General features: G+C 75.2%; 20 protein-coding genes. 10 read left to right on the top strand and 10 right to left on the bottom strand.

Annotation, left to right across the window (positions count from 1 at the left end; genetic code table 11):
• Positions 1-295: 295 nt before the first annotated feature.
• Complete coding sequence (locus ACIBEA_RS19560) at positions 296-724, top strand: hypothetical protein (RefSeq protein ID WP_399262455.1); 429 nt, start codon at positions 296-298, stop codon at positions 722-724.
• 70 nt (positions 725-794) lie between these two features.
• Here ACIBEA_RS19560 and ACIBEA_RS19555 read toward each other — a convergent pair whose 3' ends face one another.
• The 4 genes from ACIBEA_RS19555 to ACIBEA_RS19540 all read right to left on the bottom strand — a co-directional run bounded on the left by ACIBEA_RS19555 (position 795) and on the right by ACIBEA_RS19540 (position 8,176).
• Positions 795-5,399 carry a hypothetical protein gene (locus ACIBEA_RS19555; RefSeq protein WP_399262453.1) on the bottom strand — a complete coding sequence of 1,535 codons (4,605 nt, stop codon included), beginning with the start codon at positions 5,397-5,399 and terminating at the stop codon, positions 795-797.
• Positions 5,400-5,475: 76 nt separating this feature from the next.
• The gene (locus tag ACIBEA_RS19550) at positions 5,476-6,390 is read right to left on the bottom strand and encodes a hypothetical protein (RefSeq protein ID WP_399262451.1); all 915 of its coding nucleotides are present in this window, start codon (positions 6,388-6,390) and stop codon (positions 5,476-5,478) included.
• Positions 6,387-6,629, bottom strand: a complete 243-nt coding sequence (locus ACIBEA_RS19545) for a hypothetical protein (RefSeq protein ID WP_399262449.1) — start codon at positions 6,627-6,629, stop codon at positions 6,387-6,389. Before ACIBEA_RS19545 ends, ACIBEA_RS19550 begins: the two co-directional genes overlap by 4 nt.
• Entirely contained in the window at positions 6,626-8,176 is a 1,551-nt protein-coding gene (locus ACIBEA_RS19540; RefSeq protein ID WP_399262447.1) for a hypothetical protein, read from the bottom strand. The genes ACIBEA_RS19545 and ACIBEA_RS19540 overlap by 4 nt, the downstream gene beginning before the upstream one ends.
• A gap of 117 nt (positions 8,177-8,293) precedes the next feature.
• Between ACIBEA_RS19540 and ACIBEA_RS19535 the strand changes: the two genes are divergently transcribed.
• The 3 genes from ACIBEA_RS19535 (at position 8,294) to ACIBEA_RS19525 (ending at position 10,664) form a co-directional block, all read left to right on the top strand.
• Positions 8,294-9,097 (top strand): LamB/YcsF family protein, encoded by an 804-nt coding sequence (locus ACIBEA_RS19535; protein ID WP_399262507.1) that lies wholly within the window; start codon positions 8,294-8,296, stop codon positions 9,095-9,097.
• Between the two features lie 68 nt (positions 9,098-9,165).
• Positions 9,166-9,777 carry an allophanate hydrolase subunit 1 gene (locus ACIBEA_RS19530; protein ID WP_399262505.1) on the top strand — a complete coding sequence of 204 codons (612 nt, stop codon included), beginning with the start codon at positions 9,166-9,168 and terminating at the stop codon, positions 9,775-9,777.
• On the top strand, positions 9,774-10,664 hold the full coding sequence (locus tag ACIBEA_RS19525; protein WP_399262445.1) for a biotin-dependent carboxyltransferase family protein: 891 nt from the start codon (positions 9,774-9,776) through the stop codon (positions 10,662-10,664). Before ACIBEA_RS19530 ends, ACIBEA_RS19525 begins: the two co-directional genes overlap by 4 nt.
• Before the next feature lie 178 nt (positions 10,665-10,842).
• On the opposite strand, the gene ACIBEA_RS19520 is transcribed toward ACIBEA_RS19525, so the two are convergent.
• Positions 10,843-12,240 carry a HEAT repeat domain-containing protein gene (locus ACIBEA_RS19520; RefSeq protein WP_399262443.1) on the bottom strand — a complete coding sequence of 466 codons (1,398 nt, stop codon included), beginning with the start codon at positions 12,238-12,240 and terminating at the stop codon, positions 10,843-10,845.
• A gap of 304 nt (positions 12,241-12,544) precedes the next feature.
• Positions 12,545-12,970 (bottom strand): ankyrin repeat domain-containing protein, encoded by a 426-nt coding sequence (locus ACIBEA_RS19515; RefSeq protein WP_385788016.1) that lies wholly within the window; start codon positions 12,968-12,970, stop codon positions 12,545-12,547.
• A 335-nt stretch (positions 12,971-13,305) separates the two neighbouring features.
• On the opposite strand from ACIBEA_RS19515, the gene ACIBEA_RS19510 reads away from it, so the two are divergent.
• The gene (locus ACIBEA_RS19510; protein WP_008743136.1) at positions 13,306-13,500 is read left to right on the top strand and encodes a hypothetical protein; all 195 of its coding nucleotides are present in this window, start codon (positions 13,306-13,308) and stop codon (positions 13,498-13,500) included.
• Between the two features lie 53 nt (positions 13,501-13,553).
• A complete protein-coding gene (locus ACIBEA_RS19505) occupies positions 13,554-15,167 on the top strand; it encodes a hypothetical protein (protein WP_399262440.1) in 1,614 nt (537 codons plus the stop codon).
• A 33-nt stretch (positions 15,168-15,200) separates the two neighbouring features.
• On the opposite strand, the gene ACIBEA_RS19500 is transcribed toward ACIBEA_RS19505, so the two are convergent.
• Positions 15,201-16,703, bottom strand: coding sequence for a PLP-dependent aminotransferase family protein (locus tag ACIBEA_RS19500; RefSeq protein WP_399262438.1), 1,503 nt, complete (start codon positions 16,701-16,703; stop codon positions 15,201-15,203).
• A 215-nt stretch (positions 16,704-16,918) separates the two neighbouring features.
• Between ACIBEA_RS19500 and ACIBEA_RS19495 the strand changes: the two genes are divergently transcribed.
• The 4 genes from ACIBEA_RS19495 (at position 16,919) to fxsA (ending at position 20,593) form a co-directional block, all read left to right on the top strand.
• The gene (locus tag ACIBEA_RS19495) at positions 16,919-17,689 is read left to right on the top strand and encodes a glycerophosphodiester phosphodiesterase family protein (protein WP_399262436.1); all 771 of its coding nucleotides are present in this window, start codon (positions 16,919-16,921) and stop codon (positions 17,687-17,689) included.
• A gap of 67 nt (positions 17,690-17,756) precedes the next feature.
• Complete coding sequence (locus ACIBEA_RS19490; RefSeq protein ID WP_399262434.1) at positions 17,757-19,154, top strand: MFS transporter; 1,398 nt, start codon at positions 17,757-17,759, stop codon at positions 19,152-19,154.
• A gap of 324 nt (positions 19,155-19,478) precedes the next feature.
• Positions 19,479-19,853, top strand: coding sequence for an RNA polymerase-binding protein RbpA (locus tag ACIBEA_RS19485; RefSeq protein WP_031146696.1), 375 nt, complete (start codon positions 19,479-19,481; stop codon positions 19,851-19,853).
• Between the two features lie 158 nt (positions 19,854-20,011).
• The gene (gene fxsA / locus ACIBEA_RS19480) at positions 20,012-20,593 is read left to right on the top strand and encodes an FxsA family membrane protein (protein ID WP_399262432.1); all 582 of its coding nucleotides are present in this window, start codon (positions 20,012-20,014) and stop codon (positions 20,591-20,593) included.
• A 64-nt stretch (positions 20,594-20,657) separates the two neighbouring features.
• Here the strand turns inward: fxsA and ACIBEA_RS19475 are convergent, their stop codons facing one another.
• From ACIBEA_RS19475 to ACIBEA_RS19465, 3 genes are all read right to left on the bottom strand, one after another.
• Positions 20,658-21,443 (bottom strand): polyprenol monophosphomannose synthase, encoded by a 786-nt coding sequence (locus ACIBEA_RS19475; RefSeq protein WP_399262430.1) that lies wholly within the window; start codon positions 21,441-21,443, stop codon positions 20,658-20,660.
• A 343-nt stretch (positions 21,444-21,786) separates the two neighbouring features.
• Positions 21,787-23,403, bottom strand: coding sequence for an amidohydrolase (locus ACIBEA_RS19470; protein ID WP_399262429.1), 1,617 nt, complete (start codon positions 23,401-23,403; stop codon positions 21,787-21,789).
• Between the two features lie 92 nt (positions 23,404-23,495).
• Positions 23,496-23,936, bottom strand: coding sequence for an Lrp/AsnC family transcriptional regulator (locus ACIBEA_RS19465; protein ID WP_399262503.1), 441 nt, complete (start codon positions 23,934-23,936; stop codon positions 23,496-23,498).
• Positions 23,937-24,063: the final 127 nt, after the last annotated feature.

The following is a 24,063-nucleotide window of genomic DNA, read 5'->3' as shown; positions in this document are numbered from 1 at the left end:
CGGGCCGACCTCGAAGGCGTGTCCGGACGTTTTCGGCCGGACTGCCGAGCGAAGATCACGAGTTGTCCGATAGTTCCGGTCGGGAGCGGCCCGATATGTGGCACATGACACCTGGTGGTGCGTCAGTTTCCGTCTTCACAGGGATGGCTGGAATTCTTTCTTCCGGGGCGGGTGGGGGGCGGGTGGGCGGCCGGACGGCCAGTGAAATCGTACCGATCCGGGAATCTCCGCCCTCCTTCGAGCGTCTATCTGTTCGAGGCGGCATGGGGAGCCGTCTGGTGGGGAGTAGCGGAGCATGGGCAGTGGTGTGTACGAGAACGAGGACCGGCCGGGCCGGCGAGGGAGCGGAGCGGTCGGTCGGGGCCGCCCCCTGTGGGTGGAGGAAGCGGCGCGGCGGCGCAGGATGCCCGATCCGGTGCGGACGGCCGCCGTGCGGGCGGTGTTGATCGTCTCCGTGGTGCTGACGCAGGCCACGGTCGCGTTCCTGCTGGCCGTGGCCGGGTCCTGGCTGGCCTTCCCGATGGCGCTCGGTGCGATAGCCGGGACCGTGTTGGCCACCTGGGGGGTGCTGGACGTCTGGATCACCCGGCAGACCTGGAACCAGCGGTACGGCGTGGTGTCGGTGCCGAGCAGTACGGCGCGGGAGCTGCGCCGGGACAGGCGGCGCGCCCGGCGCGCGGCCCGGTCCGGGCACATACCGGTCGCCTCGGGCGGCATGCGCTGACGGACGGCATGCGCTGACGGACGGACCGTCGGTCCGGACCCTTCGGTGAGGGTCCGGACCGGGGTCGGGGTCAGCTGCGGCGGAACATCCGGGTCGCCGTGATCTCGCCGTGGATCGGCTCGCCCTCCGGGCGCTGCTGCGGCAGACCGGGGCGCAGGTGTTCCTCGACGCTGATGTACTTCAGCCCGGCCCGCAGGTCCGCGTCGTTGCGCAGCCTGATGACCAGCGGGAACTCCGCCAGGGCCGTGGTGTCGAACAGGCCCGTCGTGTACAGCAGCTGGACCCCGAGGGCGTCCGACACCGCCCGCTGGAGTTCCAGCAGGTACGTCGCGTTCGCGCGGCCGATGGGGTTGTCGAGGAACAAGGTGCCGGCGTGGCGCTGCTTGTCCCGGCCGCGGTCGTTGCTGCGCAGGGCCGCCATCGTGCAGTAGAGCGCGATCGCGGCGGTGAGCAGCTGGCCGCCGGAGAAGACGTCGCCCATCTGGCCGACCGGCACGCGCTCGGCGCGCAGCACGGCGTCGGGCTTGAGGATCTCCACCGCGATGCCCTTGGGTTCGAGCGCGGCCTGTACCCCGCGCAGCAGCAGGGACATGCCGTCGCGGCGGCCCTCGCCGAAGGACGCGGCGCTGTTCTTCTTCACCGCCGCGCGGGTGGCCTCGTCGATGACCTCCCCGAGGCGCTCCGCGAGGGTGGCCTGGTCGGGCTCCTCGAAGCGGATGCGCAGGAACTCCTGGCCCGACCACTCCCCCAGTCCCTCGGGGAGCTGGGAGAGCCGCTGGGCCGAGCGCAGGGTGGCCAGGGCGGATTCGACCAGCCCGCGCAGCCGGTCGACGATGCTGTCGCGGTTGCGTTCGAGCTGCTCCAGCTCGTCCGTCAGGACGCGCAGGCGCGGGGCGAAGGCCGTGGCCCAGGAGGCCGCGTGCTCGGGCAGCGAAGCGGCCGGGAGTTCGCGGATCTGCTGGCGCGCGGGGGTCCGTACGGCCTGGTAGCGGGTGGCGTTGGCGTGCCGCACCAGGATGTCGCTCGCCTCGCGGACCGCGGCTTCGGCGGCCGAGAGGTCGCCCGCGAAGCCGCGCAGGGAGCGGCGGGCCTCCGCGGCGCTCTGCCGGGCCTCCTCCAGGCTCCCCGGGAAGGCGCCGGAGCCCTGCTCGTCGGCGTCCTCCTGCGGGCTCGGGTCGCGCATCAGGTCCCGCAGCAGCGCGGAGGTCTCGTCGAAGCCGCCCGCGCCGTCCTCGGCCGCGCGGTGCGAGCGCAGCAGGTCGGCGTGGGCGGCCCGGGCCCCCTCGACGGCGGAGCTGTGGGCGGCGAGCTGCGCGGTGGAGGTCCGCAGCAGGGCCTGGGCGCGCTCGACGTCGTCGGGGACGAGTTCCTCGGGGAGGTCCGCGTGCACGGTCCCCTCGGCGGGGGCGTGCCGTTCGGCTTCGCCGCGCAGCCGGCCGAGCTGCTCGCTGGCGGTGGAGGCGCGGGTCTCCAGCATCTGGACGAGCTCCTCCGCGCGGGCGGCGGCGGCCTGGCGGGAGGGGCCGTCGGAGCCCTCGGTGCCTTCGAGGAGCTGGGCGGCGCGGGTACGGACCTTGTTGGTGAGCCGGTCGACGTCGGCGAGGGCGGCGCTCTCGTTGGTCTCGGCGCGCGCCTGTTCGGCGCGCAGGTCGGCGCCGACGCCGACCTTCTCGTACAGCTGGGAGGCGGCCCGGTAGGCCTCGCGCAGGTCCGGCAGCGGGGTCCTGGCCGCTTCCTCGTCGGCGGGGAGGTGTTCGGGGGCGCCCGCGATCTCGGCGCGTTCGGCGCGCAGCGCGCGGGCGGTGCGGCGGGCGTCGTCGGCGGCGCGCTGGGCGGCGCGCCGGTCCTCGTCGGCGGACCGGGCGCGCTCCAGGCAGGACTCGGCGCGGGCTTCGGACTCGGCCGCCTCGTCGGCGAGTTCGCGCAGCCGGACCTGCCAGCCGGCCCGTTCGCGCAGCCGGAAGGCGAGCCCGGCGAGGGCGTCGGCGGCGCGGCGGGCGCGCTGGGCGGTGTCCCCGCGCTCCTCGCGGACGCGGGCGGCGTCCGCGGCGCTCTCGTCGGCTTCGGCGCGGTCGGTGCGGGCCTCGGCGAGTTCCGCCTCGGCCTCCTGGGCGAACGACCGGGCGGCGGCGGCCTGTCCGGCCAACTCGGCGAGGCGGCCCGGCGGGCAGCCGGTGCGCCAGGAGGCGAGGCGGGCGGCGAGGGCGCGGTCCGCGCCGAGCCGGGCGGCGAGCTCGCGGATCTCGGTGTCACGGGCGGTGGCGCGGGTGCGCAGTGCCCGGCGCTCCTCGTCGGCGGCGTGCTCGTCGTGCATGGCCGGGTTCGGCGGTACGAGGAACACGCCGGTGTCGGCGTCGGGGCCGGCCGGCGGTACCGGGGCCAGCAGGGCGGCGGCGGTGCCGACGGCGACGGCGGAGCGGGGCAGCAGGGCGGCGGCGGAGAGGACCTCGCGGGCCCGGCTGTGGGTGTCGGGGTCGGTGATGACCACGCCGTCGACGAGCTCGGGGCGGGCGGCGAGAACGGCCGCGTGGTCGGCCGGGTCCACGGCCTGGGCGAGGTAGCGCCAGCCGGGCAGGGCCGGGATGCCGTGTTCGCCGAGGTACTCGACGGTGGCCAGGACGTCGGGGCCGGGCGGCAGCAGGCCGCCGTCGCCGAGGGCGCCGAGGATGCGGGCGTCGTCGGCGGCGGCGGTGCGCAGGTCGAAGAGCTGGCGTTCGGCGGTGGCCACGCCCGTGTCGAGGAGCTCGCGCAGTGCGTCGGCGCCGCGGTCCAGCTCCTCGGGGGTGAGGCCGGGAGCCGGGTCGGGGGCGCCCGGGGCGGATCCGGTGCCCTCGGGCAGGCCCAGGAGGTCGGCCAGGCGCGGGGCGGCGCCGAGGGAGGCGGCGGCGCGGTGTTCCGCGTCGTGGGCGGCCTCGGCGGCGTCGGCCGCGTCGGCGGCCCGGGCGGCGGTCAGTTCGGCGCGGGACTGCGCCGCGGCGGCCTCGCGGGCGGTGTCGGCGGCGGCGCGGGCCACCTCGCGGGCCTCGTCCCAGGCGGCCACGGCGCCCTTCTCCGCGTCGCTGGCGGCGAGGGCGGCGCGGGCCGGGTCGGCGTCGGGGGCGGAGTCGTCGAGCCAGCCCGCGCGGACGGCTTCGGCGGTCTCCTGCTCGACCTCGCCGAGCCGGGCGCGCAGGTGCTCGGCCTCGCTGCGGGCGCGCTGGGCGGCGGTGGCGGCGGCGGTCGCGTCGCGGTGGGCGCCCTCGCCCGACTCCTGGAGCACGGCGGCGCGTTCCTCGCCCTCGTTGGCGACCTCCTCGCCCGCTTCGGCGGCCGTGCGCAGGGCCCGTACGAGCGCGGCGGCGGCGGTGGCGCGGGCGGCGAGGGCCGGGGCGGCGTCCCGCTCGGCTTCGAGGATGGCGGCGGCGACGCGCGCGGAGCGGTCGGCGGCGGCGCGGTGGCGCAGGACGGACTCGGCGGCCTGCCAGGCGGAGTGCAGGGTACGGGCTTCGAGGAGCTCGCGCCGCTGGGCGGCGGCGGCCTTGTCGGCGACGGCGAGCGCCAGCGAGGCGTGCCGGTAGGCGAGTTCGGCGGAGACGGCGGCGCTGCGGTCGCGGGCGGATTCGGCGGCGGTGACCTGGTGGGCGGCGTCGGTGACCCGCTGCGCGAGGTCGGCGGCGCGGCCGCGCTCCTCGGTGGCGCGGGCGGACAGCCGCCGGGCCAGGGTGCGGGTGCGGCGTTCGGCGCCGGCGTGCGTGTCACGGGCCTGGGCGCGCGCGCCGGCGGCGTCCACGATCCGGCCGAGGAGGTCCACCGAGCCCGCGGTGAAGTCCCGTTCGGCCATGAGCTCGGCGCGGCGGCCGAGCTTGTTGCCGAAGCCGTGGACGAGGTCGGCGAGGCCGTCCGTGTCGCGGGTGTCGGTGACGGCGCGCAGCAGCAGGTCGGTGAAGTCGGAGTCCTTCTTGACCGCGAAGAGGCCGGCGGCCTCGCCCTCGTCGGCGTTCATCTCGCGCTGGTAGCGGAAGAGTTCGGGGTCGAGGCCGAGGTCGGTGAGGTGTTCGTTCCAGCGGTCGTGGATCTCCTCCCAGGAGACCTCCAGGTGCGGGTACGCCTTGCCCGCTTCCGTGATCGCGTCGCGGAAGCCCTTCATGGTGCGGCGCCGGCCCTGTGCGCCGGAGACGCCTTCGCCGGCGGGGCGCACGGCGGTCGATTCGGCGACCGGGAGGTTGTCCAGGCTCAGGCCGGGGCCGGGGCGGAAGGAGTACCAGGCCTCGGCGAACTTGCGCGGGTCGTTCGACACCTGGCGCCCGCGCCATTCGCTGACCTTGCCGACGACCACGCACTCGCCGGTGCGCGTGTGCTGCCACTCCAGGGCGACGTGGCCGCAGTCGTCGGCGAGCAGGAACTTGCGCAGGACGCCGGAGCTGGCGCCGCCGAGGGTGTTGCGGTGCCCTGGCAGCATCACCGAGAAGATCAGCTTGAGCAGGACGGACTTGCCGCCGCCGTTCTCCAGGAACAGCACCCCGGCGGGCGCCGGGCGCCGCGGCGGGCCCGTCGGCTCCTCCGCGAAGAACTCCGCCTGGGTGGGCGCCGGGTGGGGCACCGGCTCGCCGACTCCGCGCAGGTCGAGCACGGTGTCGGCGTAGCGCGCACCGGCGGGTCCGATGGAGTAGAGGCGGATCCGGGACAGCTCGTACATGGCGGACTCTCGTGGTGGCTCGGTACGGGGGGGCGGGTGGCGGGGTCGGCCGGCCCAGGGGCGGCCCGGGCGGGGCTCAGGTGTGGAAGGGAAGGCCCGCGTCGGCGGCGAGTTCGAGGTCGTCGCCCTCGGGGGGCGGCAGCAGGGTGGCGGAGCCGTCGCTGACGGCGACCACGCCGAGTTCGAGCAGTTCGGCCATCGCGGCGCTGCCGGCCATGTCGCGGACCTGGAGCTGGTAGCGCGCGGTGGTCCGGTAGGTGCCCCCGGCGTCGTCCCCGGTGCGCTGGAGGAAACCGGAATCGGTGAGGAAGGCGGCGGCCTTGCCGACGATGCCGGTGGTGGAGCCGGCGAGGCGGCGGGCGTCCTTGGTGGCTCCGGTGGCGCTGCGCCGGGCGTAGACCCGCCAGGCGGCCTCCAGGCCGGGGGCGTCGGTGGCCGGGTCGGTGTTCTCGCCGTGCTCCTCGGCGCGCTCCTCCAGGCGGCGGCAGGTCTGGCGGACGAAGGCGTCGACGCCGTTGACCGTGATCCGGCCGATGTAGCCGTCGTCGGCGAGGTCCTCGGGGCGGGGGAAGGCCAGGGCGGCGACGGCGAGGTGGGCCAGGCCGTGCAGGAAGCGGTCCGCGGAGTCGGCGGTGGCGCGGCGGGCGTAGTCGCCCATGCGGACGGCGAAGACGGAGTCCTCGCCCGCGGCAACGGCCATCCCGGCCCGGGTGGAGACCTCCAGGACGACCAGCCCGAGGCCGGTGGCGACGGCGTCGGCGAGCCGCCCGAAGGCGGGGTCCTCGCGGTAGCGGCGCAGCAGCTCGGCGTATTCGGCGTCGCGGGCGGGCAGCAGCTTGGGCTGGAGCCCGAAGGCGACGAGCCGGGCCGCGTCGGCGGCGTCGGCCGGCGTGACGGGGGCGGCGGCCTGGGCGTGGGCCGACGCCGACGACGATGCCGGTGCCGCGTCGGGCTCGCTCCACGCGGGGTGCTCGGCGTGGTGGTCGCTCACGGGTACGTCTCCTCGGGGGCGGTGCGGGTGCTCGCGGGGCGGGTGCTCGCGGGGCGGGTGGGGATGGTGCGCGTGGGGATGGTGCGCGTGGTCGGTCGGGTTCCGGTCCGGGCCCCGCCCGACCCGCCGGGCCGGTGGCCGGGTCGGCGCGTCCGCGCGTCCGGAGCCACGGGTCCGGTGGAGTCGACGACCGCCCCCCGCACCGCCGATACCGGAGGGTGGGCGCGGGGCGGGGTCATGCGGCTTCCGTGCGGGCGGCGGTCATGGCGGCCGCGTCGAGGAGGGCCGTGCCGACGATGAGGTCGGCGCCGCCGAACTCCGGGTCGTCCAGCTCCGTACCGTCGTCCACGGCGAAGAGCATCCGCTCCTCGCCCTGGCGGTACGCCGTGCCGACCGCCGGGCTCGCGGCGTGCACGGCGAGCAGCGCGACCAGGTACGGCAGGTCCGGATCCTGCCGGCGGGCCTCGGCGAGCAGTCCGGACAGGCGGCGCGGGGCGTCGTGCGGCAGGTCCAGCAGGCGCATGGCGCCGGCCAGTTGCTCCTCGCTGAAGCGGCTGTCGTCGGGGGTGGCGATCAGGTCCGGCTCGGGCATCTCCACACCGAGGTGCTCGCGCTCGACGGGCGGGGTGAGCAGGATCTCCACGAGGTCGGCGACCCGGACCGAGACGGGGGTGCGCAGTCCGGTTCCGGCGGCGAAGAAGGCGTCGGTGACCCGGCAGGCCTGCGACACCGCGAGCGGCAGCAGCGGGGCCACGAGCTGCCCGTACAGGTCGATGCCGGAGCGCGGCGCGGGGGCGGCGAAGGCCTGGCGGTCCTGTTCGGCGCGGAAGAGCGGGCCCGCGTCGAGCAGGCGGGACTGGAGCTGGGTGTGCCGGCGGATGCAGTCCTTGACGATGTCGACGAGTTCGGCGGCGCGCCGCTTGTTCTCGGGCTCCTCGGCCTCGTCGCGGGCCTTGCGGATGTTGGTGAGGATCGCGTTCTCGTGCCGGTAGCGGTCGGCGACGTGGTCCAGCGCCTCCGCGATCATGTCCGGGACGGCCTGGAGCCAGTCCACGGCGCGCACGTTGCGCCGGGTCGCGTCCAGGGTCCGGCGCAGCGTCTCGGCGTACTGCACGGTGCGGTAGCGGGCCTGCTCGGCGGCGAGTTGGGCGTCGGCGAGGCGCCCCCGGCTGATGAGCACCTCCAGCTTCACCTCGGCGGCGATCTGGGCGCTGGTGACATCGGTGTCGAGGGCGCCGACGAGGACGTTGACGGCCTCGTCGGTGGTGCGCAGGTAGACGGCGCCGCCGTAGCCCGGGACCTCCTCGATGAGCTTGAAGTCGTAGTCCCGGCGGACGTAGACGCCGTCGGGGCCGAAGGTGCCGTAGATCGCGCGGAAGCCGCGGTCGACGCTGCCGACGTTGATCAGGTTCTCCAGGACCCAGCGGGCCACCCGCTCGTGCTCGGTGGCCGGGCGGCCGGGGGCCTGGGCGGCGACGCGGGGCAGCAGCCTGGCCACTATCTGCTCGTGGTCCGCGCCGGTGTCGAAGTCCATGTTGAGCGTGATCAGGTCGATCGCGGCGAGCGCGACCTCGGCCATGGCGTAGCCGCCGTACTCGCCGGCGAGATTGGCCTTGCGCACGTCGAGGTCGTGCAGCGGCGCGGTGCAGGCGAGCGCGCGCAGGCGCCTGGCCAGGCCCTCGTCGGCGGCCGGGCCCGGCGCCGGGGAGGGATGGGTCTTGGCCGGGGCGGGGAAAGTCACGACGGAAAGACTAGGCGCTGACCCGGACAACATCCCAAACGGCATGGTTCGGCCGGATCGTCCGCCGGACCCGGACCCGGACCCGCACCCGCACCCGCACCCGCACCCGCCGGGACCACGCCCGCCGACCCGTCGCTGTTCTACGCTCGCCGTATGGCATCCATGATCACATCCGCCGGACCCGCGCCGGACGCCGCCGGACCCGTCATCGACCTCAACGCCGATCTGGGCGAGGGGTTCGGCCGCTGGACGCTCACCGACGACGAGGCGCTGCTGTCGGTGGTGACGAGCGCCAACGTGGCCTGCGGCTTCCACGCCGGGGACCCGTCCATCATGCGGCGGGTCTGCGAGCTGGCCGCCGAGCGGGGCGTGCGGATCGGGGCGCAGGTGTCCTACCGCGACCTGGCGGGCTTCGGCCGGCGGGCGATGGAGGTGCCGGCGGCCGAGCTGGCCGCCGAGGTGGCCTACCAGATCGGGGCGCTGGAGGTGTTCGCGCGGGCGGCGGGGTCGCGGGTCTCGTACGTGAAGCCGCACGGCGCCCTCTACAACCGGACGGTGCACGACGCGGCGCAGGCGGCCGCGGTGGTCGAGGGCGTCCGGTGGGCGACGGGTCCCGGCGGGCCGCTGCCGGTGCTCGGTCTGCCCGGCTCGCTGCTGCTGGCGGCCGCCGCCGAGGCGGGCCTGGTCGCCGTCCCGGAGGGCTTCGCCGACCGCGCGTACGCCCCGGGCGGGACCCTGGTGCCGCGCGACCGGCCGGGGGCGGTGCTGGCGAGCGCCGGGGCGGTCGTGGCGCAGGCCCTGGCGGTGGCGACCGCGGGCACCGTGACGGCCGTGGACGGGTCCCCGGTGCCGGTCCCGGCCCGCTCGCTGTGCCTGCACGGCGACACCCCGGGCGCGGCGGCCCTGGCCGCGCGGGTACGGGAGGCCCTGGGCAGCGCCGGGATCCGCGTGGAGTCCTTCGCGTGAGCCCGGGCACGAGCTCAGGCTCCGGCCCCGGTACGGGCCCCACCGCCCCCGCCCCCACCCGCACGCACGTGGTGCGGGTGGGGCGGGAGGCGTTGCTCTGCGAGGTGGATTCGGCGGCCGGGGTGGCCGCGCTGCACGCGGAGTTGGTGCGGCGCCGCGACGCGGGCGAGTTGGGCGGCGTGCGGGAGATCGTGCCGGCCGCGCGGACCGTGCTGCTCGACGGGGTGCGGGAGCCCGCCGCGCTCGCCGCCCGGATCGGCGGCTGGCGGGTGCCGGCGCTCGCGCCGGCCGAGGGGCCGCTGGTGCGGGTGGCGGTGCGCTACGACGGGCCGGACCTGGCCGAGGTGGCCGCGCTGTGGGACGTACCGCCCGCGCGGGTGCCGGAGATCGTCGGCGGGACGGAGTTCCGGGTGGCCTTCTGCGGTTTCGCGCCGGGCTTCGGCTACCTCACCGGGCTCCCGGAGCCCTTGTGGCCGCCCCGCCGGGCCAGCCCGCGGACGTCCGTGCCGGCGGGCTCGCTCGCGCTGGCGGGCGAGTACGCGGGGGTGTACCCGCGCTCCTCCCCCGGCGGCTGGCAGTTGATCGGTTCCACGGACGCGGTGCTGTGGGACCCGGCGCGCGAACCGGCCGCACTGTTCGCGCCCGGCGTGCGGGTCCGTTTCGTGGCGGCGGCCGGATGACGCGCGCACCGGGCCGCGGTGGCGGGGACGCGCGCCTCGAAGTGGTGCGGGCCGGGGCGCTGACCACCGTGCAGGACCTCGGCCGGCCGGGGTACGCGCACCTCGGCGTGCCGCGCTCCGGCGCACTGGACGCGCCCGCGCACGCCCTCGCCAACCGCCTGCTGGGCAACCCAGCCGACGCGGCGACCTTGGAGACCACCCTGGACGGGGTCGCGCTGCGCGCCCTGGCGCCGGTCACGGTGGCGGTCACGGGCGCGCCCTGTGCCGTACGGGCGGCGGGTCGTCCGGCGGCCTGGAGCGCGCCGGTGCGCCTCGCCGCCGGCGCGGTGCTGGAGGTCGGCCCCGCGCTCGGCGGTGTGCGCAGCTACGTCGCCGTGCGCGGCGGGTTCGCGGTGCCCCCGGTACTGGGCAGCCGCTCGACGGACCTGTTGTCGGGTCTCGGTCCGCCGGTCCTGACGACGGGCACGGCCCTGCCCGTGGGGGCGCCCGCGGGACCGGTCGTGGGGGCGGACGTCCTGCCGCTGCCCGCGCCGCCGGCGGAGCTGGTCCTTCCGGTGCTCCTCGGCCCTCGGCACGACTGGTTCACCCGTGCGTCCGTCGCCGCCCTGGGGGGCGCGCGCTACCGGGTCTCCTCGGCGGGCAACCGGATCGGCCTGCGCACCGGGGGCGGGCCGCCGCTGGTGCGCGCCCGCGGCGGTGAGCTGCCCAGCGAGGGCATGGTCCTGGGGGCGGTGCAGGTGCCGCCGGACGGGCTGCCCGTGGTGTTCCTGGCCGACCACCCGGTCACCGGGGGCTATCCGGTGCTGGGGGTGGTCGCGGCCGCGGCGCTCCACCGCGCCGCCCAGGCGCGGCCGGGGACCCCGGTGCGGTTCGTCACGACGGGGTGACCCCGGGGCGGGCCGCCGCCGCAGCGGCGGCCGCGGCGCCACTGTTCGGGTGCCCGGAGGACCGTACGGGGTGCGGAACGAGGCGGGGCGGGGAGAGGAGGCGCTCGCCTCCTCGTCCCCGCCCCCGCGTCCTCGAACGCCGTGCGGCGCGTGCCGTACGGCTCGCGCCGGATCCCCGCTACACGGCGGACTCCGGTGCGATCCGGTTGCGGACCGCCGACTGCACGTCTTCCTCTTCCGCCGGATCCGCCGCCAGGCGGCGCAGCCGCGGGGCGACCCGGGCGTCGGCGGTCTCGGCGTGGTGGGCGGCCACCTCGCGGGTGGTCTCCTCGCAGTCCCACAGGCACTCGACCGCGAAGCCCGCCGCGAAGGACGGGTCGGTGCTGGCCAGGGCCTGCGCGGCGCGGCCGCGCAGGTGGGAGGAGGCGGTCTCGCGGTAGATGTGGCGCAGTACGGGTGCGGCGCAGCCGATGGCGAGCCGTCCCGCGCCGTCCACCAGGGTGAAGAGCCGTACGGTGTCGGGTCCGGCCGCGCGGACCGTCGCGCGCAGCGCGCCGAGCACCAGGCCGGCGTCCTCGGCTCCGCCACGGGCGGCCAGCAGGGCCGCCGCCGCCGCGCCCAGGGCGTCGGGGCGGTGCACCCAGGCCCGGGCCCGGTCGACGGCGGCGGGGCCGCACATGCGCTCGTAGGCGGCCACGGCGGGTTCGTCGCCGGCGGCCTCGATCAGGTCGAGGACGGCCGGGTTCCCCGGCTCGGCCAGGACGAGGTGGTGCAGGGCGGTGGCGCGGGCGGCCTCGCCGTTGGCACCCGCGGCGGCGGCCAGGATCGCCGACCGGTCCTCCGGGGTGGCGACGGCGGCCAGGCAGCGGGCGGCGGGGACGTGCAGCGGCGTACCGCGCAGCAGCCCGTCCGCGGCCCAGTCGAAGACGGCCTGGACGCCCCAGCCCGGGCGGGGCCCGGACGGGGTGAGCTGCCGCTGCCAGCGGTCGAAGGAGCCCTGCTGGCGGGCGGCGCGCAGCCGCTCGCCGAACTCGGCTCCCCCTTCCCACAGGCTCCACGGGCGCGGTTCGTAGGCGTCGCGGACGGCGGCCGCGAGCAGCGCCCCGCCCTCGACCGTGTCGGGGAACCGGGCCATGACGGGCCCGGCCAGGGCGCGCAGTCCGGCGTCGTCGTCGCGCAGCGCGAGTTCGTCGAGGGCCCAGGCCCAGTTCGCACCGGCGGCGGCGTAGCGGCGCAGCAGCATCAGCGCGTCGTCGCGGCCGTACGAGGCCAGGTGGCCGAGGACGGACAGCGCGAGGCCGGTGCGGCCGTCGCCGTCGTCGAGGAGGTCTTCGGCGCTGAAGAGGTGCGCCTCGATCTCGCCGAGCGGACCGCTGAGGTCCAGGTACAGGCGGGCGTAGTACAGGGAGCGGTTCTCGACCTGCCAGTCCTGGCGCGGATCTCGCAGCACGCACTGGTTGAGGGCCGCGAGGGCCTCCGCCCTGGGCGCGGCGAGCGCGTGCAGCGTGCCGTCGCCGCGGCCGCGCTGGAGGAGACCGAGCAGGGTCCCGCTCGGCGCTATGACTGGTTCGAACATGGGAAGGGCCTCAAATCAAGCTGGGGACGCGACCGGGAATCGGGATTCACAGGGCCGCGTAACAGCATGTGAGGACGTTCGCCGTCTTGTTCCGCTCGATGTAGACCATTGCCTTCTCACTCTCTCGGTGCGTCGCGTCCGGCGGCCGGACCGGGCGAGGACCTGTCTTGTCCTGCCCGTTCCTGCCCGTCCGCCTGGTTCGCGAATCGAATCCGTCGCCATGATGACCCAGCCGGTTTGCGCACCGCGACCACATTTAAGGCCGCCGTGATCAACCCGGGACGTACGCCCCCGTAGAAACGGACTACTTGGCTCCGAAGAGTTCGAGCAAGTCGGCCTTCCCGAACATGCGCGCGGTGTCCACCGCGGACGGCGTGCCCGCGTTCGGGTCGGCTCCCCCCGCGAGCAGGGCGCGGATCACCGGCTCCTCGCCCTTGAAGACGGCGCCGGCGAGCGGGGTCTGACCGCGGTCGTTGGCGCGGTCGCCCTCGGCGCCGCGGGCGAGCAGGGCCGTGACGGCCTCGGCGTGGCCGTGGTAGGCGGCGAGCATGACCAGGGTGTCGCCGCGGTCGTTGGTGAGGTTCGCCGGGACGCCCGCGTCGAGGTACGCGGTGAGCGTCTCGGTGTCACCCTGCCGGGCGAGGTCGAAGATCTTGGTGGCCAGCTCGATGACGTCCTCGTCGGGAACCTCGGGGACGTCCTGGTGGCCGTTCTCGGCGTGCTCGCTCATCGGGTCGTACCGCCTCTCATTGGCTGCCTGGCGTGAAGTTTCCCCAGGCCGGGCGGGCAGGGGAACGCACGGCGCTACGTCCGTACGGGTGAATCGACAGAGTACTGCCCGCACCGGGACATGGCGGGGCCGGACCGAGGCAAAGATCCCCCCGCGCGAGGGAGCGCGACGGGAGCGGCGGCGGAGCGGGCCCGGAGCCGGTCCGACTGGTCCGGATCAGTGAAAAATTACAGAAATCACCCATCTGCACCTTTTATCGCATTGATACTTGCTGTGAGCCTGGAACAACTGATGGTGACTGTCCCCACCCACCAGGAGAGCTTGGAGAGCTTCTTATGGTCCTGTCCATCTCAGGTGTCGTCCTGCTCGGCATCATCTGCTTCCTCTTCTTCAAGAAGGACGGGATGAAGCTGTCCCATGCGTTCGTCTGTGCGCTGTTCGGCTTCTTCCTCGCCGGATCGGCCATCGCTCCGAGCATCACGGCCAGCACGGCCAGCCTCGCGAGCCTCCTCGGCGGCATCAAGCTCTGACCGACCCGACCCCCGCCCGTACCAGCAGCACCGAAGAACCACAGGAGACGCCCGTGGCCCGGCGCCCACTTCCCCGCATCCTCATCAGCGGCAACGCCTCGCTGAGCCGGGGTCGCGACCTCGCTCGCACGGCCGCCGACAACGCCACGGACGTCCTCCATCCGCTGCTGACCATCGGGCGGGGCCTGCGCGTCCTGGCCACGGCCGGGCGGCGCAGGTGGGCGGCCACCCCGAAGGACCGGCGCGGTCCCGCGCTGTTCCTGGGGGCCGCCTGCGTGCTCGTGGTCGCGCTCGTGCCGTACGGACCGCTGACCGCCCTGGTCACCCTCATGGCGGCGGCCGGCTGGCACGGGCGGGACCGCACCCCGGTGCGGACCGGGCCCGGCGACGCGGAGACCGAGCGCCTGTGCTCCCTCTACGAAGCCCTCGTCCCCTACTTCTCCCTCCCCGAGGACCCCAGCCCGCTCTTCGCCCACGGCGGCGAGTGGGACAAGGCCTTCAGCGACTTCGCCTTCGACGACGCGGGCCGTCTCACCCGGCTGCGGATCCGCTACCCGGCGTACTTCACCGACGGCGAGGCCTCCTCGCGGGCGCGCATCGAGTCCCTGCTGCACGCCAAGTCGGGGCGCGGGCGGGAGTACCTCTTCGCCTGGGACGAAGAGGGCAACCAGCTGGACCTGAGCGTGCTGACGGCGCTGCCCACGAGCATCGCCGCCCAGCCCTTCGTCACCTCGCCCGGCGAGACCGTCCTCGGCTTCACCGACGCCTCCTCGGTGCAGCGCACGCTCCCGGTGGCCGACGGCGAGGAGACCCGCGACGCGCCGCCGGTGATCTGGCGGACCGGCCCCCGCTCCACCGAGCCCCACCTGCTCGCCGTCGGCCAACCCGGCAGCGGCACCTCCACCCTGCTGCGCTCCATCGCCCTGCAGGCACTCCAGCACGGCGGTGACGTCGTCGTGGTCGAGGGCGGCGGCAGCGGCGAGTACTCCTGCCTCTCGGGGCGCACGGGCGTGCTCGCCGTGGAGAGCGGGCCGGCCGGGGCGCTCGCGATCCTGGAGTGGGCCGCCCACGAGACCGAGCGGCGACTGATCGCCGGGCACCGGGCCCGCGAAGCGGGGCAGCCCGCCCCCGAGGACGTCCGGCGCCCCCTGTGGATCCTGCTGGACCGGCCCAGTGTGCTCGGCCACCTGGCATCGGCCGAGGGGCGCCCCGATCCGCTGGGCCTGCTCCAGGTCCCGCTGCGGCACGGGCGGGCCGTCCACGTCACGGTGGTGGTGGCCGAGCAGTTCGACCACCTGGAGTTCCTCAGCGACGCGGTGTGGCAGCACACCCGGGCCCGGGCCGTGCTCGGACCCGCCGCGATCCACCAGATCGCCGAGGTCCTCGGGCTGCCCCCGCACACCACGCCGACCCCGCAGGTCCCGCCCGGCCGCGGGTACGCCCGGCTCGGGTCGGGTCCGGTGCACCGGCTCCAGGTCCCGGCCACCCCGGACCCCTACGACGACGCGGCGCACCCGGTGCACCGCGATGCCGTGCGCGACCTGCTGCCCGAGCGCGCCCGCACCACCCTGTCGAAGCCACTGCGCCCGCACCCGGACCGGACCCCGGCCCAGGGCGCCGCGATCGACGCCTCCGAGATCCCCGAGGTCGCGGCGGACGCACCGTAGGACCCCGCCCGCGGCGCCCCGGCTCCTTCGCCGTTACGCGACGAACGTGCGCGGGGGCTCCGCTCCGCCGCCGCCCGCGCCCTTGCCCACGAGCCGGGCCGCGGCGGCCAGGCGGGAGGCGGCCTCATCGGCCAGCGGGCCGCCGACCGTGAACGGCAGGCGTACGTAGCCCTCGAAGGCCCCGTCGACCCCGAACCGCGGGCCGGAGGGGACGCGCACGCCGACCCGCTCCCCCACCTCCGCCAGCCGGGAGCCGGACAGCCCGCCCGCCCGGGCCCACAGGGTCAGCCCGCCGCCCGGCACCACGAACTCCCAGTCGGGCAGTTCCCGGCGCACGGCCGCGACCAGCGCGTCCCGGTTCTCCCGGGCCTGGGTGCGGCGGATCTCCACCGCCTCCTCCCAGCCCCCGGTCCGCATCAGCCAGTTCACCGCCAGCTGTTCCAGCACCGGGGTGCCCAGGTCGGCGTAGGCGCGGGCGGCCACCAGGCTGCGGATCACGTCCGGGGCGGCCCGGACCCAGCCGATCCGCATGCCGGCCCAGAAAGCCTTGCTGGCCGAGCCGACCGTGATGACCGTGCTGCCCGAGGGGTCGAAGGAACAGACCCGGCGGGGCAGCTCCAGGTCGGGGTCCAGGCGCAGCTCGGCCATGGTCTCGTCCACGACCAGGACGGTGCCGGCCGAGCGGGCCGCCTCGACCATCTCGCGGCGCTGCTCCTCGGAGGCCAGGGCTCCGGTGGGGTTGTGGAAGTCCGCGACCACGTAGGCGAGGCGGGGCGCGGCGTCGCGCAGCACCTGGCGCCAGGTCGCCATGTCCCAGCCGTCGAGCCCGTCCGCCATCGCGACGGGCACCAGGCGGGCCCCGGCGGCGCGCATGAGCTGGAGGATGTTGGCGTAGGAGGGGGATTCCACCGCGATGCGCTCGCCGCGGCCGGCGAAGAGGCTGCAGATGGCGTCGATCGCGCCCATCGCCCCGGTGGTGACCATGATCTGCTCGGGCATGGTCGGGATGCCGCGCTCGGTGTAGCGGTCGGCGAGCATCCGGCGCAGCGCGGGCAGGCCCGCCGGGTAGTCCCCGTGGGTGTGCGCGTACGGCGGCAGCTCCTCCAGCGCCCCCTGGACGGCCTTGGTCAGCCACGGTTCGGGGGCGGGCAGGGCCGCGCAGCCGAGGTCGATCATGGAACCGAGGGCTTCCGGCGGCAGTGGCTCCAGGCCGCGCGCGGGCAGCGGGTTCCCGGCCGGTACGGAGGTCCAGCTGCCGGCGCCGCGGCGGGACTCCAGGAACCCCTCGGAGCGCAGGGCCTCGTAGGCGGCGGCGACGGTGGTGCGGCTGAGCGAGAGGGCGACGGCCAGCTCGCGCTCGGCGGGCAGCCGGGCCGCGACGGGCACCCGGCCCTCCAGGACCAACAACCTGATCCCGTCGGCGAGCGCACGGTAGGCCGGCGGCTTGCGCGCGCCCGCCACCGCGGGCTGCGGCTGCTGCGAGGTGATCAGCCGGGCGAGCTGTGCGGCACCGACGGCCGAGGTCCACTGAGCCATGCTGTCCGGTCCACCTTCGAAGGATTGGCCCCGGAGCGGGGGTGCCGCGGCCGGGATTGGCTTGGTCCTGCGGCCTCAGGGTGTCACGCCGGGCGCCACTTGAACCAGAGGGGGTCCAGAGGGGCCACAGGGACCCGGAGGTGCCCACGGGGGCTCCAAGGCGGCGCGCCCGGCCGCCCGCGGCGGCGCCGGCCCGGCCGGTGCATACTGCCGCCGTGACGCACGTACGCCTTCGGCACCCTTATCTGGACCACCCGACTCCGCTTCCCTTCGCGCACCGCGGCGGGGCCGCGGACGGGCTGGAGAACACCGCCACCGCCTTCCGGCGGGCCGCCGCCGCGGGCTACCGGTACTTCGAGACCGACGTCCACGCGACCGCCGACGGACGCCTGGTCGCCTTCCACGACGCCACCTTGGACCGGGTGACCGATGCGCGGGGGCGGATCGGCGAGCTCCCCTGGAGCGCGGTGCGCGCGGCCCGGGTGGCCGGGAGCGAGCCGCTGCCCCTCTTCGAGGAGCTGCTGGAGGAGTTCCCGCACGCCCGCTGGAACGTGGACGTCAAGGCCGAGCCCGCGCTCTTCCCGCTGCTCGACCTGATCGCGCGGACCGGGGCCTGGGACCGGGTGTGCGTCGGTTCGTTCTCGGAGGGACGGGTGGCGCGGGCGCAGCGGATCGCCGGGCCCCGGCTGGCCACCTCGTACGGGGTGCGGGGCGTGCTGGGGCTGCGGCTGCGCTCGTTCGCGATCCCGGCGGCGCTGCGCGTGGGCGCGGTGGCGGCGCAGGTTCCGGAGGTCCAGTCGGGCATCCGCGTGGTCGACCGGCGCTTCGTGGAGACGGCGCACGCGCGGGGCCTCCAGGTGCACGTGTGGACCGTGAACGAATCGGAACGTATGGAATCGCTGCTGGACCTGGGTGTCGATGGCATCATGACCGACCGGATCGACATCTTGCGCACGGTGCTGGAGCGCCGCGGGGCCTGGGCCTGACCGGCCCGCACGGCCGCCGCGCGGGGCGCGGCGGGCCGTGCGGTACGGGGACCAGCGAGGGGCACGGATGAGCACGCGGACCACGGCGGAAACGGAACCCGGTGCGGGGGACGACGGCAACGGGGGCGGGGCGGCCGACGGCGGGAAGGCCGCCGCGGCGGCCCGCAAGCGCGAGCAGCACGGCTGGTACTTCTACGACTTCGCCTGCTCGGTGTACTCGACGAGCGTGCTCACGGTGTTCCTCGGGCCGTACCTGACCTCGGTGGCCAAGGCCGCCGCGGACGCGCAGGGCTACGTCCACCCGCTGGGCATACCGGTGCGGGCCGGGTCGTTCTTCGCGTACGCGGTGTCGGCCTCGGTGATCGTGGCCGTGCTGATCATGCCGCTGGTGGGGGCGGTGGCGGACCGCGGCGGCCGCAAGAAGCCGCTGCTCGCGGCGGCGGCGTACACCGGGGCCGCGGCCACGACCGCAATGTTCTTCCTGGGCGGTGACCACTACCTGCTGGGCGGGTTGCTGCTGATCGTCGCGAACGCCTCCCTGGCGGTCTCGATGGTGCTGTACAACGCCTACCTGCCGCAGATCGCGGGTCCGGACGAGCGCGACACCGTCTCCTCGCGGGGCTGGGCCTTCGGCTACACCTCGGGCGCCTTCGTCCTGGTGCTGAACCTGGTGCTGTTCCAGGGCCACGATTCCTTCGGCCTCTCCGAGGGCATGGCCGTGCGCATCTGCCTGGCCTCGGCCGGTCTGTGGTGGGGGGCCTTCGCGATCATCCCGCTGCGCCGGTTGCGGGACCGGACGGTGGTGCGGGAGGCGGGCCCGGCCGTCAGCGGGTGGAAGCAGCTGATAGCGACGCTCAAGGACATGCGCCGCTATCCGCTGACCCTGTCGTTCCTGCTCGCGTACCTGATCTACAACGACGGCGTGCAGACGGTGATCTCGCAGGCTTCGATCTACGGCTCGGAGGAGCTGGAGCTGGAGCAGTCCACGCTGATCGTGGCGGTGCTGCTGGTCCAGGTGCTCGCGGTGGCGGGCGCACTGGGGATGGGCCGTCTGGCCCGAACGTACGGCGCCAAGCGGACGATCCTCGGTTCGCTGGCCGCGTGGGGGCTCACGCTGGCCGCCGGATACTTCCTCCCGGCCCGCACCCCGGTGTGGTTCTTCGCACTCGCGTCCATGATCGGGCTGGTCCTGGGCGGCAGCCAGGCGCTCTCGCGCTCGCTCTTCTCGCACCTCGTCCCGGCGGGCAAGGAGGCCGAGTACTTCTCCGCGTACGAGATGAGCGACCGCGGCCTGAGCTGGGTCGGCCCCCTGGTCTTCGGCCTGACGTACCAGGTCACGGGCAGCTACCGGGACGCGATCATCTCGCTGGTGGTCTTCTTCGCACTGGGATTCGCGCTCCTCGCGAGGGTGCCGGTGCGGCGCGCGGTGGAAGCGGCGGGGAATCCTGTCCCGGAGAGGATCTGAGCACCGCCCGGCGGCGGTCGAAATGGGGCCCGTCGGCCGATCTGGCGAACGAGTTCCGAACAAATTTAGACGTTGAAGCGAAGGGCCGGTAGTGTACGCCTTTGGCCTGCCAGGCGGACCGTTACTGCGTAGTCAATAAATGAAGACGCTGGGTGACATCTGCTGCCAGATGTGACAAAACGGGCATTGGTGGGTACAACAAGGGGCGGTACGACGGGCGACGCATGACCCGGAGCGGGAATCAATACCGCCGACCGGACGTTGACCGGATGACGACGACAGCGACACCTGTCCTGTGGGCGACAAGCCCGGGAGGCACGATTCATGAGTGAGCGAGCTCTCCGCGGTACGCGCCTCGTGGTTACCAGCTACGAGACGGACCGCGGCATCGATCTGGCCCCGCGCCAGGCGGTGGAGTACGCATGCCAGAACGGACATCGATTTGAGATGCCGTTCTCGGTTGAGGCCGACATTCCGCCGGAGTGGGAGTGCAAGGCGTGCGGCGCCATGGCACTTCTGGTGGACGGCGACGGGCCCGAAGAGAAGAAGGGCAAGCCTGCGCGAACGCACTGGGACATGCTCATGGAGCGACGCACCCGCGAGGAGCTGGAGGAAGTGCTGGCCGAGAGGCTGGCGGTCCTTCGTTCCGGCGCCATGAACATTGCCGTGCATCCGCGGGACAGCCGCAAGTCCGCCTGACACCCGGACACCAACAAGCCGAGGGCCCCCGCCACATTCCGTGTGGCGGGGGCCCTCGGCGTGCGCCGTTCCGGTCCCCCGGGGCCGGACAACCCCTAGGGGATGTCCGGTACCTCCGATTGAGGTCGCTTTTACGCGGCCCCGGGCACACTGGAGGTATGACGACCGGCGTTCCCACCTCGACGGCCCCCCGGCGGCGCTCGCCCGCCCGTACCTTCGTTCCCCTGGCGGTAGTCGCCTGGTTCATCCTGGAGATCTGGCTGCTCGGCCGGCTCGCGGCCCTGGGCGGCGGATTCGCCGTGGCCCTGGTGCTCGCGGTCGGCCTGGTGCTCGGCGTGGTGGTCATCAAGCGGGCCGGACGGCGCGCCTTCAAGAACCTCGCGCAGACCTTCCAGCAGGCCCAGACGGGGCAGCGGCCGACCCCGCAGCAGCCCGGCTCGGGCAACGGCCTCGTCATGCTCGGCGGACTGCTGCTCATCGTGCCCGGCCTGCTCTCCGACCTCGCCGGCCTGCTCCTGCTGCTGCCGCCCGTGCGCGGCTGGCTCGGCCGTCGCGTGACCGGCTCGCTGGAGCGCAAGATGGCGGCGGCGCCCGCCGGTTCCTTCGGCGACGCCTTCCAGCAGGCCCGGATCCACCAGCCCGACGGGATGGTCGTGCAGGGCGAGGTGATCCGCGAGGACGCGGCGCCGCGCCACGGGTCCGGCCCGGACACCGGGTACCGCCCGCCGCTGGCCCCCTGAGCCACGTACGTACGCGCCCGGCCCCGGCAGCGGAACACCGCCGCCGGGGCCGGGCGCGCCGCGTTCAGGACCGGCCGGAGCCACCGGCCGGGCGGCGGGGGCCCAGCTTCGCGGCGCGGGCCGCGACGCCCCACTGCGTGACCCGCCACAGGGCCTCGACCACGATGTCGCGGCTCATCTTGCTGTCGCCGAACTCGCGCTCGACGAAGGTGATGGGCACCTCGACCACATGGAAGCCCGCGCCGACGGACCGGCGCGCCAGGTCCACCTGGAAGCAGTACCCGGCCGAGGCGACCTGCTCCAGGCCCAGCCCCTCCAGGGTCTCCCTGCGGAAGGCGCGGTAGCCGCCGGTGACATCGCGGATCGGCACGTCCAGCATCAGCCGGGAGTACGTCGAACCGCCCCGCGAGAGCAGCACCCGGTGCCGGGGCCAGTTGACCACCCGGCCGCCGGGCACCCAGCGCGAACCCAGCACCAGGTCGGCCCCCTTGAGGGCGGTGAGCAGCCGGGGCAGTTCCTCGGGCTGGTGGGAGCCGTCGGCGTCCATCTCGACCAGGACGCCGTAGTCGCGCTCCAGGCCCCAGGCGAAGCCCGCCAGATAGGCGGCGCCCAGGCCCTCCTTGCCCTTGCGGTGCAGGACGTGCACCTGCTCGTCGACCGCGGCCAGCTCGTCGGCGAGCTTGCCGGTGCCGTCGGGGCTGTTGTCGTCCGCCACCAGGACGTGCGCCCGGGGAACCGCCGCGCGTACGCGGGCGACGATCGGGCCGATGTTCTCCGCCTCGTTGTAGGTCGGAATGATCACCAGCACCGTGCCGAGCGGGCCGTAGCGCCGCTCACCGCCGTCACTCACAGATTCCCCTTTTCGCTGCTCCCCGTCCCGTCACTGCGAACCGATTTTAGAACAGCGGGGACGGTGCGGCGGAGAATCGGGGCCCGGGGTCCTTCGGGCCGGCCGGGCTCCCGCTGGCTGCGGGCCGCCGTGACCGTTGTCTACTGGACTCCGGGCCCCGATCGGGGCCACCCGCCCCGAGCTCCGGCGGAGCAGGGAGGGACCCCCGTCCGGCGAAACCTTCCCTCGCCCCCGAGGCGCGGGCGCGCTGAGCAGACGGATCCGTCCGGCACGGGCGTCCTGTGGTGGACCGGGCCGAACCTATCCGGGTCCGGGGGCCGCTGCCGAACCGAGGCCGGACGGATCACCCCTGTGGGCGTACGAATGCCTCCCGGCCGCCGACGACGGTGGCCAGGCACACGGGCAGCGCGGCCCCGGGGGTCAGGACCGGCAGGCCGGGCGTGCCGGAGCGCGGGTCGGTGGACCAGCGCGCGACCCGGTCGTCGGGGGCCTGCACCACCAGCTCGTCGGTCCGCCACAGGGCGTAGTCCGCCGGGGCGCCCGGCACCAGCACCCCCGCGTCGTCGCGGCCCAGCGCGCGCCAGCCGCCCCGGGTGTGCGCGGTGAAGGCGGCCCGTACGGAGATCCGGTGCTCCGGGGTCCGGTGGAAGGCGGCCGCGCGGACGGTGCCCCAGGGATCGAGCGGGGTGACCGGGGCGTCGGAGCCGAAGGCGAGCGGGACGCCCGCCTTGAGCATCGCGGCGAAGGGGTTCAGGGTGCGGGCGCGCTCGGCGCCCAGCCGGTCGACGTACATGCCCTCCGCGCCACCCCAGGCGGCGTCGAAGGCGGGCTGGACGGAGGCGGTGAGGCCGAGCTCGGCGAAGGCGGCAATGGTGTCCGGGGTCATCATCTCGGCGTGCTCGACGCGGTGCCGGGCGGCGCGCACGCGATCGAGGCCGAGCTTGTCCGCGGCGGCGCGGACGCCCTCGACGACGGCGGTGAGCGCGGCGTCCCCGATGGCGTGGAAGCCGGCCTGGAGGCCCGCCTCGGTGCAGGCGGCCACATGGGCGCCCACCTCGGCGGCGTCGAGGTAGCCCGTGCCCGTGTGGGCGGCGTCCGCGTAGGGGGCGTGCAGGCAGGCGGTGTGCGAGCCGAGGGCGCCGTCGACGAAGAGGTCGCCGGCGGCGCCGACCGCTCCGAGTTCCCGGGCCAGCGCGAGGTCGCGGTCGGCCCAGTAGCCGAAGACCCGGGGGCCGGGCCGCTCGCGCGCGAGGTTCATCAGGTCGTGGAAGTCCTCGGCCGAGGAGATGTCGGGGCCGCCGCACTCGTGGACGGATCCGATGCCGAGCGAGGCCGCGTGGTCGAGAGCCGCCCGCTGGGCCTCGGCGCGCTGGATGGGCGTGACGGCGGCGAGCGCAGCCGCCCGGACGGCGTGGTGGTCCCCGCGGGTCAGCGGCTCGTCGCCCGGGTGCCGTACGGCCGGGACGAGGTCGAGCAGGGCGGTGGTGACCACGGCCGAGTGCACGTCGACCCGGCTGAGGTAGAGCGGGCGGCCGCCGGTCGCCTCGTCCAGCTCGGAGCGGAGCGGCGCGCGCCGCTCGGGCCAGCGGGCCGCGTCCCAACCGTGCCCGAGGAGCACCCGGTCGGCGGGCCGCCGCTCGGCGTACGCCCGTACGAGCGCCAGCGCGTCCGCCAGCGTGCGGGCGCCGGTGAGATCCAGGCCGGTCAGGGCGAGGCCGGTGGCCGTGACGTGCACGTGGGCGTCGGTGAAGGCGGGGGTGACCAGCGCGCCGTCCAGGTCGACGACCTCGTCGACGCCCTGGGCGAAGGCGTCGGCTGCGCCCTCGGAGCCCACCCAGGCGATGTGGCCGCGCTCGACGACCATCGCGGTGGCGAAGGGGTCGGCGGGGCTGTGCACTTCGCCCCGGCGGAGCAGGACGGTGGGCAGGTCGGAAGCGGCGGCGGCGGCGCGGTCGGTCATGGGAACAGTCTCGCCGGTCCGTGCGCGCGGCCCGACCAGCGGCCCGCCGGGGCGGACCCCGACGGACCGTCACGGACCCCGACGGGCCGGGGTCACACCCGGGGCGGCCTGGCTTCGTACGGGGTGGACAGCACCACGGTCGTGCGGGTCGAGACGTGGGCCAGGGCGCGGACGCGGCCCAGCAGGTCCTCCAGCTCCAGCGGGGTCGCCACCCGGACCTTCAGGATGTAGTTCTCATCGCCCGCCACGCTGTGACAGGCCTCGATCTCGGGGACCACGGCCAGTCGGTCCGCGATGTCGTCGGGGGCGCTCGGGTCGAACGGCTTCGCCGAGATGAAGGCGGTCAGGGGCAGCCCGACGGCCTCCGGGTCGACGACGGCCGCGTAGCCGCGGATCACCCCGCGCTGCTCCAGCCGGCGTACCCGCTGGTGCACCGCGGACGTGGACAACCCCGTCGCCTTGCCCAGGTCGGTGTAGCTCATCCGCCCGTCCCGCACGAGCAGATCCACGATCTGGCGGTCCAGCTCCTCCATTGCACTCATAGCCGCCCAACCTATTGCCCCGGGGCGCTCCAGGCCCAGTGGTGTCCACGGACAAGTGGCACCTGCGGCGGGCATGTGACCAAGGCCACAGGGGTATGCAGGCGTACGCGGGGTGGTT

Source organism: Streptomyces sp. NPDC051555 (assembly GCF_044454405.1).
Lineage (GTDB): Bacteria > Actinomycetota > Actinomycetes > Streptomycetales > Streptomycetaceae > Streptomyces.
Note: the sequence above shows the minus strand (reverse complement) of the source record. Positions and strands in the feature narration are given on the sequence as shown.